Source organism: Microbacterium sp. NPDC089190 (assembly GCF_040701795.1).
In the GTDB taxonomy this organism is placed as follows: Bacteria; Actinomycetota; Actinomycetes; order Actinomycetales; family Microbacteriaceae; genus Microbacterium; species Microbacterium galbum.
This window is the reverse complement of sequence record NZ_JBFBHF010000004.1, coordinates 78,457-95,348: the sequence shown is the minus strand read 5'-3', so window position 1 is coordinate 95,348 and position 16,892 is coordinate 78,457. Positions and strand designations below refer to the sequence as shown.

Below are 16,892 nucleotides of genomic sequence, written 5' to 3'. Positions count from 1 at the left end.
GCACCGTCAGCGCGGCTCGCGCCAGCCCTGCTCCAGGAGGTGGAAGCCCGCCTCGATCGTCGCCGCGGCGTCGTCGTGCTCGAACGCGAGGATCTGCAGTTGCAGCACCATCCTCGCGTAGACGCGGGTCTCGGCATCCGGCTCGCTCTGCCCGGTCGTCGCGGCGATCGCCGCGGCGAGGGCGTCCTCGTGACGCAGCCACATGCGGGAGGCGTAGTCGCGCAGGGCGGGGGTGCCGGTGATGAGCTGCATGAACTGGCGGCGGTGCTCGCCGGTCGGGTCGAAGGCGAGGCCGATGAGCTCGCGGCGGTAGAGGTCGCGCAGCGCCTCGGACACGGTCGTGCCGGGGGTGCGGTCGCGCACGGCGGCGACGAGCAGATCGCGCTGCGCGTCGTCCTCGTCGAAGACGAGCGCCTCCTTCTGCGGGAAGTGCGCGAACACGGTCGTCGGGGAGACGTCTGCGGCGTCGGCGACCTCGCGGATGCTGACCTCGTCGAACCCCCGCTCCACGAAGAGCGCGGTCGCGGCGTCGGAGATGGCCTTGCGGGTGGCGGCTTTCTTGCGCTCGCGGCGCCCGACGTCGGTGCTCATGCGGGCAGTCTACCGGGATGGGTCCATAACTGTATTGACAACAAAACTGGTACGAGTACAGTTACGGCGTGACTTCGCTTTCCTCCTCCCCCGTCCCCGGCCGCCGCGCCTGGGTGATGCTCGTCGTCATCACGACGCTCACCACCGCCGGCATGACCGTCGTGCTGCCGGTACTGCCCTTCGTCGTCCTCCGGTACGTGTCGAACCCCGCCGACCTCGCCGTATGGGTCGGCATCCTCGAGACCGTCAACGCGCTCTGCGCGTTCCTCGTCGCGCCTTTCCTCGGCCGCATCTCCGACCGCTTCGGGCGTCGCCCCGTCATCATCGTCGCCGGGTTCGGGGCAGCCCTCGGCTTCCTGCTCTTCGGTATCGGGGGCGCCCTCTGGGTGCTGCTGCTCGGACGCATCGTGCAGGGCGTGACCGCCGGCGACCTCCCCGCTCTCTTCGCCTACCTCGCCGACATCACCCCGCCCGAGAAGCGCGCTCGCCGCTTCGGCATCCTCGGGGCGACGGCCGGCATCGGCACGATGGTCGGGCCCGCCCTCGGCGGCACCCTCGCCGCGATCGACGTCGACCTGCCGGTGTTCGTCACCGCGGGTCTCGCGCTGACGGTGGCGATCCTGAGCATCTTCCTGCTGCCCGAGAGCCTCGCCCCCGACCGGCGGATCGCCTCTCTCGACCTGCGCGCGGTGCACCCCTTCGCGGTCTTCCGCGGCGTCTTCCGTCGACCCGAGCTCCGCGGGCTCATGGTCGGCCTCATCCTCGTGGGCCTTCCGTTCGGCTTCTTCGTCAACAACTTCAGCGTGCTCGCCCTCGATGCGATCTCCTGGAGCCCCACCGCGATCGGCCTGCTCACCGCGTGCGTCGGCATCATCGACATCGCGATCCAAGGGGTGCTGCTGGGCTTCCTGCTGCCGCGCATCGGCGAGCGCGGCGTCGTGGTCAGCGGGATCGTCGCGCAGGCGGTCGGACTCGTCGCCCTCGCCGGGGTCGCGTCGCTCCTGGCGCAACCGTGGCTGTTCGTCGTGGGCGCCCTGACGCTCGCCGCGGGCCAGGGGGCGGCGCAGGCCACCATGGACGGATTGCTCTCCAACGCCGTCGGCGACGACGAGCAGGGCTGGATCGCGGGTGCCGCGCAATCTCTCAATGCCGCGGTCGGGACGGTCGCGCCGCTGATGGCGGGACTGCTCTACGCCCACGTCGCCCACGCGGCACCGTACGTCCTGGGCGCGGCGCTCATGATCGCCGCCGCCGCGGTGGTCGCGAAGGCGCGCTTCGCGAGTCCGTCGCTGCGGGCGACGGCGGATGCCGTCGTGCCGGTGCCGATCGCGGAGTGAGCCGACCCGTCATCCGTCGCGTGCGGGGTGTCGAGCCGCCGCTCAGGTGTCGCTGCGTCGGAGAGTGCCCGACGCAGCGACATCCGAGCCGCGGGGCTGGTCCTACCGAGCCCTGCCGGCGATGGCTCAGCCGTTCCAGGGGGCGATCACGTCGATGATCCACACGACGCCGAAGCGGTCCACGAGCTTGCCGTACAGCGGCGAGAACGCCGACGGTCCGAACGGGGCCAGGATCTCGGCATCCTGGCTCAGTCCTTCCCATGCGGCGCGCACCTCGTCGGCGTCGTACCCGCGCAGCGCGAGGTAGAAGGGGTTCGCGCCCCGGTCGTAGGCGAGCGAGCGCTGGATGTCGTACGCCATCACGTGCACGCCGCTGGGCGCGACCATCTCGCCCCACACGATCTGCTCGCGCTGCTCGGGAACTTCGGCCGTGTCGCCGTAAGGGACCGCCGTGACGGTTCCGCCGAACACCTCCGCGTAGAAGGCGAGGGCGTCGGCCGCGTGGCCGTCGAAGTTGACGTGGAGGGTGGTGGTGAGGGTCATGTCGATTCCTGTCTGACGCCGGGAGGTTCCGGATGCCCTGACTCTCCCGCGCATTGCGGACAGGGATGGTCCGCAATGCGACGCAGAATGGATGCCATGCCGGAGACCTCCGCTCCCTCGACCTCGCGGCGGCTGCTGTCGCTGCTGACCGTTCTGCAGTCCCGCCGCGACTGGTCGGCGGCCGCGCTCGCCGGTCGTCTCGACGTGAGCGAGCGCACGATCCGCCGGGACGTCGACCGCCTCCGTGAACTCGGGTACGACATCGATGCGACGCGCGGGCCCGCGGGCGGCTACCGCTTGCGCGCGGGGGCGCATCTGCCGCCCGTGGCCTTCGACGCGGATCAGGCCGTCGCCGTCGCTGTCGCGCTGCGGGTCGCGGCGTCCGCGGGCGGTCCCCTCGCCGACGCCGCCGATGAGGCGCTGAGCGTCCTCTCGCGCCTGTTGCCGGCGCCGCTGGGGCGTCGTGCGCAGCGCTTCGCGGTCGAGGTGATCGCGCCGGCGGGTGCGGTCGGCGTCGACCCTTCCGTGCTCGGCGCGATCGAGGCGGCCATGGAGGCAGCGGAGGAGGTGCGCTTCGACTACTCCGGCTCGGAGGGGCCTGCGCGAGTGACCGAGCCGCACCATCTGGTGTGGTCCTCGGGACGGTGGTACCTCATCGGCTTCACCCCCGAGCGCGACGACTGGCGCATCTACCGCGTCGATCGGATGACGCTGAAGACCCATCGCGGCCGCCCGTTCCCCCGACGCGCGCTGCCCGGCGGAGATCCGGTGCGCTACCTCGAGGGGCGGTTCCGCGGGGGCGACGAGACGGGACGCTGGCCCTGCCGGGGCGAGATCGTGGTCGCCGCGGAACGCGCCGATCTCGCGCCCTACGTGGGGGACGGCAGTCTCCTCGCCACCGATGACGGCCGCACCCGCGTGTCGCTGGGCTCGTGGTCGTGGGGTGCCCTCGCCGCGGAATGCCTCCGGTTCGACCGGCCGATCGCCGACGCCCGCCCGGCCGCCCTTCGCGCGGCCCTGGTCGAGGCGGCGCGGCGAGCCGAGGCCGCGGCGGCGTCCTGATCCCCCACGCCGCTTTCCTCCCCGCTCCGCTCTCACCCCTCACCCCGCCCCACCGCGGCGGGATCCGGAAACGCAGGACGCCCGCGGATGCCGGAGCATCCACGGGCGTCGCCGGAAGAAGGAAGCGTTACTTCTTCACGGGGATGGACTGCGACTCCAGGGCGCCGATGGTGGCATCCTGGCCCTTCTGGAGGGCGTCGGCGAGCGTGCCGCTGCCGCTGACCGCGGCCTTGAAGCCGTCGGAGACGTCGGCGTAGGTCTTCGTCATGGTCGGGCCCCACACGAAGTCGGGCGTCACCTCGGTCGCGGCCTTGGCGAAGACGTCGTAGATCTTCTGTCCGCCGTAGAATTCGACGCCCTGCGTGAGCGAGGGGAGCTTCAGGCCCTCGGTCGTGGCGGGGTAGATGTTGGCCTCTTCGTTGAGCACCGTCAGCGCCTCCTCGGAGGTGTTCAGCCACAGAGCGAACGTCGTCGCCTCGTAGGGGTGCTCGCTGCCCTTGAGGACGGCGATCGACGATCCGCCCCAGTTGCCCGACACGGCGTCACCGGCGTTCCACTGCGGCAGGTCGGCCACGGCCCATCCACCCGCGGTGTCGGGAGCGCCGCTCGAGATCGAGTTCGCGCCCCAGACGGCGGAGTTCCACGTCCAGACCTGGCTGGAGTTGTAGGCGTTGTTCCACTCGTCGGTCCACGCGGGGTAGGTCGAGACGAGGTCCTGGTCGATGAGCGACTGCCAGTAATCGGCGACCTTCTCCGACGCCGGGTCCGTGAGCGAGACGGTCCAGCCGTCCGCGTCGTTGCCGAACCACTGCCCACCGGCCTGCCAGACGAAGCCGGCGAACTGGTTGATGTCGGACTGCGAGAAGTTGGTGATGTACCCGCCGAGCGCGCGGATCTTCTTGGCGGCCTCGGTGTATTCGTCCCACGTGGTGGGGATCGCGATGCCGTTCGCCGCGAAGAGGTCCTTGCGGTAGAACAGCGCCATCGGGCCGATGTCCTGCGGGATGCCGTACACGGCGCCGTCCTCGCCGAGGGCGACCTGGTTCCACGCCCAGCCCACGAACTGGTCCTTCGCCGCGACGACGTCGGAGCAGGCGGCGATGTTCTCGACGCCGTCCTGCACGAGGAAGTTGGGGAGGGCGTCGTACTCGATCTGGCCGAGGTCGGGGGCGTTGCCCGCGGCGATCTGGTTGAAGAAGTTCTGGTACGTGCCGTTGTTGCCGTTGGGGCCGGTCTGCACCTTGACCTGGATATCGGGGTTCTCGGTGTTCCACAGGTCGACGGCCTTCTCGATGCCCGGGATCCACGAGGTGAACTCGAGGGTCACGGGACCGTCGGCGGGGGCGCAGTCGGCGGCCGCGGCGCCGTCGCCGCTCCCGCTTCCGGCGCAACCGGCGAGGAGCAGAGCCGACAGGGCGACGCCGGATGTCGCCGCGAGGATTCTGTGCTTCATGGGGATGCCTCTTTCTCTGGGTGCCCGGACGCGCCGTTTGCGCCCGGGGTGGGGGCGGCCGCAGCCGCCGAACGGATCACTTCAGCGCGCCGGTCCCGAGACCGTTGCGCCAGAAGCGCTGGAGGAGCAGGAAGATGACGATGAGGGGGATGACCGACAGCAGGGCGCCGATCAGGACGAGCCCGCGCAGTTCGGGGATCTGGTTGAGCTGGTTGTTCCAGCCGTAGAGCCCGAACACCACGGGGAACAGCTCCTCGCTACGCAGCATGATCAGCGGCAGGAAGAAGTTGTTCCAGATCGCGACGAACTGGAAGAGGAACATCGTGACCAGTGCCGGACTCATCAGCCGCAGGCTGACGGTGAAGAACGTGCGGATCTCTCCGGCGCCGTCCAGTCGGCTGGCCTCGAGCAGCTCGTCGGGCACAGAGGATGCCGCGAAGATGCGCGCGAGGTACACCCCGAACGGGCTGACGAGCGAGGGCAGGAACACGGCCCAGAAGGTGTTCGTGAGCTGCACCTGGCTGAAGATGAGGAACAGCGGCAGGGCGAGCGCGGTGGCCGGCACCAGGACACCGCCGAGCACGACGTCGAACACGAGCTCGCGGCCCGGGAAGCGGTACTTCGCCAGCGCGTACCCGGCCATCGCGGCCAGGAGCGTCGCGACCGCTCCGCCGAGGCCGGCGTACAGCAGCGAGTTGCCGAGCCAGCGCAGGAAGATGCCGTCGCGGTAGGCGAACAGATCGCCGATGTTCGACAACAGCCGCATGTCGGCGAACCACAGGGGGTTGGTGGTGAGGATGTCGCCCGTGCTCTTGCTCGAGGCCACCAGCAGCCACCACAGCGGCAGCAGGAAGTAGACCGTGAAGACGGCCATGACGAGCATCGCCGAGGTGCGCGAGACGAGGGGCTCGCGCACCGCGCCCGAACGGGTCGCGCCGGAGCGGGGGCCGCCCGCGCGGGGGCCGAGGGGGCGTCGGGAGGTGGTGACGGCGCTCATGCGTTGCCCTTCTTCTGCATCCACTTCATGAAGCCGAACGACAGCACGAAGGTGGTCACGGCCAGCACGACCGAGAACGCCGCCGCGAGATTGGCGTTGGGGATGGATGCCGTGGCGTAGACGGTCATGTTGGGAGTGAAGGTGCTGGTGACCGCGGAGCTGAACGAGCGGAAGACCTGCGGCTCGGCGAGCAGCTGCAGCGTGCCGATGATCGAGAAGATCGCGGTCATGACGATCGCGGGCCGCACGAGCGGGATCTTGATCGACCACGCGATGCGGAACTGCCCCGCACCGTCGAGGCGGGCCGCCTCGTAGATCTCACTGGGGATCGACAGCAGCGACGAGTAGATGATCAGCATGTTGTAGCCGACGTAGACCCACGTGACGACGTTCGCGATCGACCACAGCACGAGGTCGGCGCCGAGGAAGTCGACGTTCCTCGTCAACGCGGTGAACGGCGAGAGGTTGGGCGAGAACAGCGAGCCCCACATGATCGCCGCGATCACACCGGGGACCGCGTACGGCACGAAGAAGGCGAGACGGAAGAACCGCTTGCCCTTCAGCAGCGGCGAGTCCAGCAGCAGCGCGAAGATCAGCGCGAGGCCGAGCATCACGGGCACCTGCACGACGCCGAACGCGAGCATGCGCAGCATCGACGCCCAGAACGCTTCGTTCTGGAAGACGAGCGCGTACTGCTGGAGCCCGCCGAAGACGAGTTCGGCCTTGCCGAACGTGCCCTCGCGGCGCACCACCAGAAGGGACTGCACGATGGCGAAGACGATCGGCAGGACGTAGAAGAGGACGAACAGCACCGCGAACGGCGCCAGCAGGATGACGATCGCGCTCTTGAAGGGCACGCGCGGTCGGCGCGGCCTCGGGGCGCTCGCGCGTTCGGCCCGCGCGGGAGCGGGAGCGGTGGTGGTCACGAGGCCTCCTCGATGATGCGGACGGCACCGGCGGCGACGGTGACGAGACCGTCGACGCGCTCGCCGGTGAGCGCGTCGCGTCCGTGCGCCGCGATCTCGACCGACTCGGTGGTGTGGTTGATGACGAACGTGAAGGCGCGGTCCCCGCCCGCCCGGCGCACGACCTCGACCCCGGTGACGGCGTCGAGGGTGCGGATGCCGGATGCCGCGGCGATGCGCAGGAGGAGGTCGCGGTAGGCGTCGGCCGACGGGAGCGTCGCCAGGTACCACGCCGAACCGTCGCCGACCGCGCGGCGGGTGCGTGCGGGGAGCCCCGCCGCGGGACCGTCGACGAAGAGCGCGTCGATCTCGGCGTCGACCGTGCGCAGACGCTCCGACCACACCGAGCCGGTGCTGCCGTCGTCGAGCGTGACGACCTGCGCGGGCCCCAGCGGGGCGAACTCCTCCGACACGATCCCGAGCAGGTCGCGGAAGGCGCCCGGGTACCCGCCGAGCCGCACCCGGTCCTGCTCGTCGACGATGCCGCTGGCGAAGGTGATGACGACGGTGCCGCCGGCCTCGACGAATCGCGACAGGCGATCGACGTCGGCATCCCGCACGAGATGGAGGGCCGGGACGACGATGAGACGGTAGGCGGAGAGGTCGGCGCCCGCCGAGACGACGTCGGTCGAGATCCCGGCGGCGGCGAGGGCCCCGTGCGCGGCGTGCACCTGGTCGAGGTAGCGCAGGTCTTCGCTCGGGCGGCCCTCGTTCTCGAGCGCCCACCAGCTCTCCCAGTCGAACAGCACGGCCGCGTCGGACGCGACGCGCGTCCCGGCGACGGGCTGCAGCGCACGCAGGGTACGGCCGACCTCGAGGACGCTGCGCCACTGCGCGGTGTCGGTGCCGGCGTGGGGGAGGAGGGCGGAGTGGAACTTCTCGGCGCCCTGGGCCGAGGCGCGCCACTGGAAGAAGCAGATGCCGTCGGCGCCGCGCGCCACGTGCGAGACGACGTTGCGGAGCAGCTCACCCTCGCCCTTGGCGAGGTTGTGCGGCTGCCAGTTCACCGCGCCGGTCGAGGTCTCCATCAGCAGCCACGGGGTGCCCGCGGCGATGCCGCGCGTGAGATCGGCCGCGAACGAGAGCTCCGCGATCGGGTCGGCGAGTCGCCGGTCGAGGTAGTGGTCGTTGGCGATGACGTCCATCTCGCCGGCCCAGGAGAAGTAGTCGAGCGCCCGGATGTGCGCGGTGACCATGAAGTTGGTGGTGACCGGGGCTGCGCTGCGCGCGCGGATGATCTCGGCTTCGGCGCGGTACAGCTCGAGCTGCTGGTCGGAGGAGAAGCGCTGGAAGTCGAGCAGCTGCCCGGGGTTGCGCAGCGACAGCGCGGCCATCGGCGGGAGGATCTGCCCCCAGTCGCTGTAGCGCTGGCTCCAGAACGAGGTGCCCCAGGCGGTGTTGACGGCTGCGACGGTGCCGTACCGGGCGCGCAGCCAGTCGCGGAACGCCGCGGCGCTGGCCTCGCAGTAGCACAGGGCGTTGTGGCATCCGAGCTCGTTCGAGACGTGCCACATGGCCAGGGCGGGGTGCTCGGCGTAGCGCTCCACGACGCGCCGGCTCAGCTCGGCCGCGTAGCCGCGGAAGACCGGGGAGCTCGGGCAGTACGCCTGGCGGCCGCCGGGGAAACGCCGTGTCCCGTCCTCGGCCACGGGCAGGATCTCGGGATGCCGAGTGGTCACCCAGGGGGCGGGCGAGGCGGTCGCGGTTCCGAGGTTGACCCGGATGCCGTGCGCGTGGGCGAGGTCCATGACCTCGTCGAGCTCGTCGAAGTTCCAGATGCCGTGGTCGGGGTTGATCCAGGACCAGCCGAAGATGTTCACGGCCACGAGCCCCACGCCCGCTTCGCTCATGAGGCGCATGTCGTCGTCCCACACCGCGCGGTCCCACTGCTCGGGGTTGTAGTCGCATCCGAACACGAGGCCCTCGCGGGTCAGGGCGTCCAGCGCGGCGCCCGCGCGGGTCGGGTCGGTCGCTCGGTCGCTGTCGCGATCGAGCGGGGCCAGATGATCGACGGCAAGCATCCGGTGGGCGCTCCTTTGCGGGGTTCTGTGAACGTGCACACACCGGAGATGCAGAACATCGAACGAGGATGTGTGAACGTGCACATACTGACACGCCGTACCGCCGTCGTCAACTCCCGCGTCCCGCTAGGCTGACCCTCATGACGCCTCCTCCGCCCGGGCGCCGGCGCAGCACGGTGCATGACGTGGCGAAGGCCGCGGGGGTGTCGCGGGGCACGGTGAGCCGTGTCCTCAACGGCGGATACGTCTCCGATCAAGCGCGCGAGGCGATCCAGACCGCGATCCGCGAGGTCGGGTACGTCCCCAACACAGCCGCCCGCAACCTCGTCCGCCAGCGCACGCAGGCGGTCGGCTTCATCGTGCACGAGCCGCACTCGCTGTTCCTGGAAGACCCGAACATCGGCGGCATCATGCTCGGTGCCAACACGGCGCTGTCGAAGGCCGACTACCAGATGGTGTGCGTGGTCGTCGACACCGAGCGCGACACCGACCGCGTCGCGCGCTACCTCAGCGGAGGCTTCGTCGACGGCGCGGTGATCGTCTCGGCACGGCATCACGACCCCATCACCGACGTCGTGGAGCGCCTGGGGCTGCCCGTCGCCTATGTCGGCCACCCCCCGGGCATCTCCCGCCCGTGGGTGGGCATCGACAATCTCGGAGCGGCGCGCGCGATCACCGAGAAGCTGCGCGCGACCGGTCGTCGACGCATCGGCATGATCGCCGCGGCTCTCGACCGCGACTCCGGCAGCGACCGCCTGGCGGGCTTCCGCGAGGCCTTGGGCGCCGACTTCGACGAGGATCTCGTCGAACCCGTCCCGCTGTACGCCTTCGCCGACGGCGAGGCGGGCATGCGGCGTCTGATCGAGCGCGCGCCCGACCTCGACGCCGTCTTCGGAGCGTCGGATGCCGTGGCGGCCGGCGCCGTGCAGGCTCTGCGCGCGGCGGGGCGACGCGTGCCCGACGACGTGGGCGTCGTGGGCTTCGACGACAGCGCCTGGGCGCTGCGCACCGACCCCCCGCTCAGCACGGTCGATCAGCCCGCGGAAGGGTTGGGGGCGGCGGCCGCCGAGGCGGTGCTGCTGCAGCTCTCGGGCGGAGTGGCGGATGCCGACGGCATCCTGCTCGACGCTCCGGTCGTCTGGCGCGGATCGGCCTAGCGCGGAGGGGTCAGCCGGCGGCGGCCCACGGCATCGGGCGATCGGCGTCGCGCGAACTGTCGTCCGGGATGTGGGGCAGGGCCTCCCCGCCCGCGCGGATGCACAGCCAGCGCAGCTCGCCCGGGCTGTCGGGGAGAGCGCGCCAGACGCGCCACACGCCCTGACCGACACGGACGACGCTCCCCGCGCCGACGTCGACGACGTCGTCTCCCAAGCCCATCTGTCCGCGCCCCTCGAGGAAGACGTAGAGCTCCTCGACCCGGCTGTGCGTGTGCCAGTACCCCGCGTCCTCGCCGGGGAGGAGGGCGTTCGCCGTCATCCCGATGAACTGCATGGTCAGCTCGTGGTCGACGACGCGTCGACCGTCGCGCGAGCGCTCCGGCACGAACCCGCCGAAGTGCTCGCGCCACGCGGCCATCGTGCCGATGTCGGTGATCTCGTAGCCGCTCATCGTCGCTCGCTCTCCGCCTCGGGGCCGGATACCCGCCAGCCGTCGCCGACGCGACGATAGATCGTGCGCCGGTGACGGCGATCGGGGGAGCCCTGCCAGAACTCGACCTGGTCGGGAACGAGCCGCCACAGCACCCACCCGCCCGGCGCGATCCCGTCGCGGGCGGCGGCGGATCGCGCAGCGAGATCGGCCGCGGACTCCTCCGCCGATGCCTCGACCACCCGGCCGCGCGCGCGGACGGACCGCACGACGGACGGCCACCAGAAGGTCAGGGCCGCGACGGGCTGCGCGGCCAGCTGCTCCGCCTTCGCCGAGTCGCGCGGGCCCGCGAAGGCCCAGCCTCCCGGATCGAGGTCCTTGAGGATCAGCACGCGGGCGTCCGGGATGCCGCGGGCATCCACCGTCGAGAGGGTGGCACCGTGCGCTTCGGCGACACCCGCCTCCACCGCCCCGCGGATCCATCGCTCGAACAGCGGCTCCGGCGTATCGGGCAGGGGCGCGGCATCCGGCTCGGGGGCCACCCCGGTGAGCGAGGGGAGCGAGCGGAGCCAGGCGGCCATCGTCATGACCCCATCCTGCTCCTCCCGCGCGCGACGCGCGTCTGCGCACACGCGGAAACAGGCGATCCGCCGAACAGGACCGCCCTCCCGCGGGTGGTCCTGCACGCGACGGATCGCCTGTTCCGGAGGGACGGCCGGCCTACTCCTCGAGCTGCCCCAGCGACGGCTCCGCGACGAAGCGCGCGACCGGATCCACCGCGTGCTCGAGCTCGAGCACGACGATCTCGTTCGCGCCGGCGCGGGTCGCCGGTCCGGGCACGTAGAGCGTGTTCTGCGGCGCGTTGTTCCAGTACCGACCGAGGAAGAAGCCGTTGACGAAGGCGAAGCCCTTGCCCCACGAGCCGGTGTCGAGGAACAGGTCGACGGGCGCGTCGAGCTCGAACGTCCCGCGCAGGAACGCCCGACCCGCCGAGCCCGAGCCCGAGCCCGAGCCCTCGACGGTGTCGAGGTCGATCGGCGTCGCGGTCCAGCCGGTGAGCGGGGCGCCGTCCAGCGTCACCGCGCCGATGAGCCCCTTCGGCTCGCCGAGACGATCGGCGTAGTTCACGCGTCCCTGGTCCTCGACGAGCACCGTCAGTCGCGCGCCCGCGGGGATCATCAGCGCGCGCTCGCGCAGCGACCGCGACAGCCGTCCCACCGCGATCCCGTCCACGTGCACCCAGGCGAGGTCGCGCACCTCGTCGAACACGAGAGCCGCGCGACCGGTGAACGACGGCAGCTCGACGTCGTACCGCACGAGAGGACCGAGGTGCCCGAGCTGCTCGAAGGTGGCGGGGGAGTCGATCGGGGCCGTATCGGCGGCTGCCGGCATCCACTCGCCTTCGCCCGACAGCGTCACCTCGAACGACGGGGCCGTGGGCCGCGGCGCGGGAACCTCCGCCGACACGGGCGCGTACTTCGCGATGACCTCGCGGAACGCGTGGAACTTCGCCGTCGGATGGCCCGACTCGTCGATGGGTGCGTCGTAGTCGTACGAGGTCACGATGGGGTCGAACCGGCCCTTGTCGTTCGCGCCGTTCGTGGTGCCGAAGTTGGTGCCGCCGTGCACCATGTAGATGTTCACCGAGGCCCCGGCCGCGAGCAGCACGTCAAGGTCGTGGGCGGATGCCGCGGGGTCGGTCGTGTGGTGGATGCTGCCCCACCAGTCGAACCACCCGTCCCAGAACTCGCTGCACATCAGCGGTCCCGTGGGCTGGTGCTCGCGGAGGGTCGCGAGGCGCTCCTCCGACCGCGAACCGAACGAACCCGTGAGGTGCAGTTCGGGCAGGCTCCCCGCCTCGAGCATCCACGGCATGGGCTGGTCGACGGTGGTCAGCGGCACGGTGATGCCGGCGTCCTTCGTCACGCGCACGAGCTCGCGCAGGTACTCCTTGTCGGAGCCGTACGCGCCGTACTCGTTCTCGATCTGCACGAGCACGACGTTGCCGCCGCGATCGATCTGGCGCGGGGCGACGATCTCGTACACCCGACGCAGGTACTCGGTCACGGCCTCCACGAACTGCGGTTCGGAGCGACGGATGCCGATCCCCGGCGTCGAGGTCAGCCACACCGGCAGCCCCCCGTTGTGCCACTCGGCGCAGATGTACGGTCCCGGACGCACGATCGCGTGCAGCCCCTCGGCGGCGATGAGGTCGAGGAAGCGGCCCAGGTCGTTCCAGCCGGTGGCATCCCATTCGCCCTTCACGGGCTCGTGCGCGTTCCACGCGACGTAGGTCTCGATGGTGTTGAGCCCCATCGCCTTGGCTGTGCGGATGCGGTCGGCCCAGTGCTCGGGGTGGATGCGGAAGTAGTGCAGCGTGCCCGAGATGACCTGGTGCGGTCGCCCGTCGAGCAGGAAGTCGGTCTCGCCGATGGTGAAGGTCGTCACGGTGTCTTTCGGGTCAGTCGGTGAGGCGCGCCGTCAGGCGCACCCAGGCGAGGGCGGGGAGGGTGAAGCGCAGGATGCCGTCGGCCCCCACGTCGACGGACAGGGGCTGCGGGGCGACGGGCTCGCCGGCGGCGGAGTTGGTGGTGTGGCGATCGCCGCCCTCGGGGACCGTGATCACGACCGCGTCGACCTCGGCCACCGCCCCCAGGTCGAGCTCGACCGGGGTGGGGGCGTCGAGGTCGCGGTGGGCGAGGAAGACCGAGACGGCATCGCCGTCGACGGTGGCGACGGCATCGACCGCGTCGACGGACCCGTGCCGCGCGGTGTCGATCGTGGCGCCCTCGACGACGGGGTGCACGACGCGACCGGATGCCGCCCGCGCGGTCAGCGCGAACGGGTGGAACGTGCTCTGGCGCCAGGCCGCGCCCCCGCCGGGCTCGGTGCGGATCGGGGCGATGACGTTCACCAACTGCGCGAGGTTGGCCATCGAGACCCGGTCGGAGCGGCGGATGAGCGTGATGAGCAGGGAGCCGACGACGACGGCGTCGGTGACGGTGTAGTCGTCTTCGATCAGGCGCGGGGCGACGGGCCAGTCACCGGTGAAGACGCGGGGCTTGTCGACCTCGTTCCAACGGGTCTGGTTCCACACGTTCCACTCGTCGACGCTGATGCCGATCGTCCCGCCGTCGGGGGTGGTGGCGCCGACCTCGTCGATGATGTCGACGACGTCGGAGATGTAGCGGTCGAGGGCGGCGCCGCTCGCGAGGAAGCTCGCCGGGTCGACCGGGTCTTCTTCGTAGTACGCATGCACCGAGATGTGATCGACGAGGCCGGCGGTGTGACGGAGCACCGTGCGCTCCCACTCCCCGAACGTGGGCATCTCGTGGTTCGAGCTGCCGGCGGCGACGAGCTCGACGGTCGGATCGATGAAGCGCATCATGCGCGCGGTCTCGGCGGCGAGGCGGCCGTATTCGTCGGCGGTCTTGTGGCCGATCTGCCAGGGCCCGTCCATCTCGTTGCCGAGGCACCACAGGCGGATGCCGAACGGTTCCTCGCGTCCGTTCGTGCGGCGCCGGTCGCTGAGCGCCGTGCCGGAGGGATGGTTCGTGTATTCGAGCAGGTCGGCGGCTTCGGCGACACCGCGCGTGCCGAGGTTGACCGCCTCCATGACCTCGAGGCCGGCGGCATCCGCCCACTCGGCGAACTCGTGGAGCCCCACCTGATTGGTCTCGGTGCTGTGCCACGCGGCATCCAGGCGCACGGGGCGCTCGTCACGCGGGCCCACCCCGTCTTCCCAGCGGTAGCCCGAGACGAAGTTGCCGCCGGGGTAGCGCACGACCGTGGCACCGAGCTCACGGACGAGCTCGAGCACGTCCGCACGGAAGCCTGCGGCGTCCGCGGTGTCGTGGCCGGGGGAGTGGATGCCGTCGTACACGCAGCGGCCCATGTGCTCGACGAACGAGCCGAACAGGCGGCGGGGGACCTCGGAGCCGACTGCGGCGCGGTCGACACGGATGCGGGTGGGGGTGCTCATGGCTCTCCTCGGGAGGGAAAGGGAGGGGGCGGGCCGCATGCCTTCGCTGCGGCCCGCCCCGGAGTTGCTTCTTACTTGTTGACCGAGAAGCCCTGGTCGTTGCCGTACTGGACGAGCTGGTCCTGCCACGTCGTGAGGCCGGCGTTCAGATCGCTCTTGTTGGCGTACGCCTGGCCGACGGTGTCGCTGTAGATGCTGTTGGCGTAGACCTGGAAGGGCAGGTAGCTGAAGCCCTTGACCACGTCGCTCGACGCCTGCGTCAGCACCTGGTTGATCTGCTGGCCACCGAAGTAGTCCGACTTCTGGTCGACGAACGACGAGTCGCTCAGCTGCGCGGTGGTGGAGGGGAAGCCGCCCGACTCCGCGAAGATCTTCAGGCTCTCCTCGTCGTTGTTCAGCCACTTCAGGAAGCCGGCCGCCAGGGCGGGGTTCTTGCTCTGCTTGGTCACGGCCTGGCCGCCGCCACCGTTCTCCGCCGTCGCAGGCTTGCCGTCGTAAGTCGGGATCGGGGCGACCGCCCACTTGCCGGCGCCGTCCTTCACCGAAGACTCCAGGACGCCGGGCATCCAGGCTCCGATGACGAGCGAGGCGATCGAGCCGTCTCCGAGGCCCTTGAACCACTCGTCGCTCCAGCTGGGCGTGCTCGAGAGCAGGTCGCCCTCGATCAGGCGGTTCCAGTTCTGGGCGAACTTCTTCGAGCCCGCGTCCTGCAGGTCGATGGTGACGTCGGTGCCCGCGTCGCCGGTGGTCGTGAAGGGGGTGCCGCCGGCCTGCCAGATCATGCTGGTGGTGAAGCCGGAGTCACCGGTGTCGGCGGTGATGTACTTGGTGGGGTCGGCCGCGTGCAGCTTCTGGGCGGCGGCGTAGTACTCGTCCCACGTGGTGGGCACGGCGATGCCGTACTGGTCGAAGACGCTCTTGTTGTAGAACAGGGCCATGGGGCCCGAGTCCTGCGGGAGGCCGTAGATCTTGCCGTCGAAGTCGACCGAGCCCCAGGGGCCCGTGGCGTAGTCGCCCTCGAGGTCGGCGAAGCCGTACGACGACAGGTCCAGCAGCGAGTCCGAGAGCGCGAACTGCGGGAAGGCGTAGTACTCGATCTGCACGACGTCGGGGGCGCCCGAGCCGGCCTTGATCGCGTTCTGGAGCTTGGTGTACTCCTCGGTGTTGGTGCCCGCGTTGACGTAGTTCACCTTGACGTTGGGGTACTTCTTCTCGAAGGCGGCGACCTGCGCCTCGGCCGACGGGGTCCACGACCAGTACGTGAGCTCGCCACCGGCCTCGAGGGCCTTCTCGATGTCGTCGGCCGAACCGGCGGCTGCGCCGCCGGCGTTGCCGCCCGAGCACGCGGTGAGCGCGCCGACCGACAGGGCGGTGGCGGCGACGGCGAAGACGGTCCGCCGCATGGCGGAGCCCTTGCGCATGAATGTCATCGGTTTCCTCTACTTCGTTGTTGTGGATGGTGTTGCGGATGCAGGTGCGACGTCCCGCGGAGGGGCGATGCGCGGTGGGGGGTCAGCGGATCACTGCTTGACGCTGCCCGCGCTCAGGCCCGACTGCCAGAAGCGCTGCAGCACGAGGAACGCGGCGACGATCGGGAGGATCGACAGCAGTGCCCCGGTGATCACGAGGTTGTAGATGGGCTGGGCGCCCACGCCGATGGCCTGCGCGTTCCACTGGTTGAGCCCGACGGTGAGCGGGTACCAGGTGGGGTCGCTGAGCATGATCAACGGCAGGAAGTAGTTGTTCCAGGTCGCCACGACCGCGAACAGCAGCACCGTCACGATGCCCGGTGTGAGCAGGCGGATCGAGATGGTGAAGAACGTGCGGAACTCGCCCGCGCCGTCCATGCGCGCGGCCTCGAGCAGCTCGGTGGGGATGGCGTCGGTGGCGTACACCCAGATGAGGTACAGACCGAAGGGGCTGATGAGCGAGGGGATGATGATCGCCCACGGGGTGTTGGTGATCCCGAGCTGGCTGAACAGCAGGAACGTCGGCACCGCGAGGGCGGTTCCCGGCACCGCGATCGCGCCGAGGACGACGGCGAAGACCGCCTTGCGGCCACGGAAGTTGTACTTCGCCAGACCGTAACCGGCGAGAGTGGCGAGCAGCGTCGCGCCGCCCGCACCGACCACGACGTAGAGCAGGGTGTTGCCGAGCCAGCGGACGAAGATGCCGTCGCGATAGGTCAGCGTCTGCGCGATGTTGTCGAACAGCGCGAAGGTGTTGCCGGGCCCGAGGCCGAAGGTCGTGAACAGGTCGGGCTGCGTCTTGGTGGCGTTGATGACGAGCCAGAACAGCGGGACGAGCGTGTACAGCAGGTACAGGCCCATGACGATGCTCAGCACGATCGACTT

Annotated in this window: 15 protein-coding genes; 3 read left to right on the top strand and 12 right to left on the bottom strand. The window is 70.4% G+C overall.

The window, feature by feature from the left end; genetic code table 11:
* Window positions 1–6: 6 nt before the first annotated feature.
* Entirely contained in the window at window positions 7–591 is a 585-nt protein-coding gene (locus tag AB0230_RS13895; protein WP_315994469.1) for a helix-turn-helix domain-containing protein, read from the bottom strand.
* Window positions 592–659: 68 nt separating this feature from the next.
* On the opposite strand from AB0230_RS13895, the gene AB0230_RS13890 reads away from it, so the two are divergent.
* Window positions 660–1,928: an MFS transporter gene (locus AB0230_RS13890; RefSeq protein ID WP_366376339.1), complete on the top strand. Its 1,269-nt coding sequence runs from the start codon at window positions 660–662 to the stop codon at window positions 1,926–1,928.
* 126 nt (window positions 1,929–2,054) lie between these two features.
* Here the strand turns inward: AB0230_RS13890 and AB0230_RS13885 are convergent, their stop codons facing one another.
* Window positions 2,055–2,471, bottom strand: a complete 417-nt coding sequence (locus tag AB0230_RS13885) for a VOC family protein (protein WP_366376337.1) — start codon at window positions 2,469–2,471, stop codon at window positions 2,055–2,057.
* Window positions 2,472–2,567: 96 nt separating this feature from the next.
* Here AB0230_RS13885 and AB0230_RS13880 point away from each other — a divergent pair, with 96 nt between their 5' ends.
* Window positions 2,568–3,533, top strand: coding sequence for a WYL domain-containing protein (locus AB0230_RS13880; protein ID WP_366376335.1), 966 nt, complete (start codon window positions 2,568–2,570; stop codon window positions 3,531–3,533).
* Window positions 3,534–3,660: 127 nt separating this feature from the next.
* Here AB0230_RS13880 and AB0230_RS13875 read toward each other — a convergent pair whose 3' ends face one another.
* The 4 genes from AB0230_RS13875 to AB0230_RS13860 form a co-directional block, all read right to left on the bottom strand.
* Window positions 3,661–4,986: an extracellular solute-binding protein gene (locus AB0230_RS13875; protein ID WP_315994473.1), complete on the bottom strand. Its 1,326-nt coding sequence runs from the start codon at window positions 4,984–4,986 to the stop codon at window positions 3,661–3,663.
* A gap of 76 nt (window positions 4,987–5,062) precedes the next feature.
* Window positions 5,063–5,983 carry a carbohydrate ABC transporter permease gene (locus AB0230_RS13870; RefSeq protein WP_315994474.1) on the bottom strand — a complete coding sequence of 307 codons (921 nt, stop codon included), beginning with the start codon at window positions 5,981–5,983 and terminating at the stop codon, window positions 5,063–5,065.
* Complete coding sequence (locus AB0230_RS13865; RefSeq protein ID WP_366376332.1) at window positions 5,980–6,909, bottom strand: sugar ABC transporter permease; 930 nt, start codon at window positions 6,907–6,909, stop codon at window positions 5,980–5,982. Before AB0230_RS13865 ends, AB0230_RS13870 begins: the two co-directional genes overlap by 4 nt.
* Entirely contained in the window at window positions 6,906–8,969 is a 2,064-nt protein-coding gene (locus tag AB0230_RS13860) for a beta-galactosidase (RefSeq protein ID WP_366376330.1), read from the bottom strand. The genes AB0230_RS13865 and AB0230_RS13860 overlap by 4 nt, the downstream gene beginning before the upstream one ends.
* Before the next feature lie 140 nt (window positions 8,970–9,109).
* Here AB0230_RS13860 and AB0230_RS13855 point away from each other — a divergent pair, with 140 nt between their 5' ends.
* Entirely contained in the window at window positions 9,110–10,126 is a 1,017-nt protein-coding gene (locus AB0230_RS13855) for a LacI family DNA-binding transcriptional regulator (RefSeq protein ID WP_315994477.1), read from the top strand.
* Between the two features lie 10 nt (window positions 10,127–10,136).
* Here the strand turns inward: AB0230_RS13855 and AB0230_RS13850 are convergent, their stop codons facing one another.
* The 6 genes from AB0230_RS13850 to AB0230_RS13825 all read right to left on the bottom strand — a co-directional run bounded on the left by AB0230_RS13850 (window position 10,137) and on the right by AB0230_RS13825 (window position 16,868).
* A complete protein-coding gene (locus AB0230_RS13850) occupies window positions 10,137–10,577 on the bottom strand; it encodes a cupin domain-containing protein (protein ID WP_366376328.1) in 441 nt (146 codons plus the stop codon).
* Complete coding sequence (locus tag AB0230_RS13845; RefSeq protein WP_366376326.1) at window positions 10,574–11,143, bottom strand: pyridoxamine 5'-phosphate oxidase family protein; 570 nt, start codon at window positions 11,141–11,143, stop codon at window positions 10,574–10,576. Before AB0230_RS13845 ends, AB0230_RS13850 begins: the two co-directional genes overlap by 4 nt.
* Before the next feature lie 133 nt (window positions 11,144–11,276).
* Window positions 11,277–13,004, bottom strand: coding sequence for a glycoside hydrolase family 35 protein (locus AB0230_RS13840; protein ID WP_366376324.1), 1,728 nt, complete (start codon window positions 13,002–13,004; stop codon window positions 11,277–11,279).
* Between the two features lie 13 nt (window positions 13,005–13,017).
* Window positions 13,018–14,538 (bottom strand): alpha-L-arabinofuranosidase C-terminal domain-containing protein, encoded by a 1,521-nt coding sequence (locus tag AB0230_RS13835; protein WP_363576892.1) that lies wholly within the window; start codon window positions 14,536–14,538, stop codon window positions 13,018–13,020.
* A gap of 71 nt (window positions 14,539–14,609) precedes the next feature.
* Window positions 14,610–15,968 (bottom strand): sugar ABC transporter substrate-binding protein, encoded by a 1,359-nt coding sequence (locus tag AB0230_RS13830; RefSeq protein ID WP_315994482.1) that lies wholly within the window; start codon window positions 15,966–15,968, stop codon window positions 14,610–14,612.
* A gap of 90 nt (window positions 15,969–16,058) precedes the next feature.
* Window positions 16,059–16,868 (bottom strand): carbohydrate ABC transporter permease, encoded by an 810-nt coding sequence (locus AB0230_RS13825; protein WP_315994608.1) that lies wholly within the window; start codon window positions 16,866–16,868, stop codon window positions 16,059–16,061.
* Window positions 16,869–16,892: the final 24 nt, after the last annotated feature.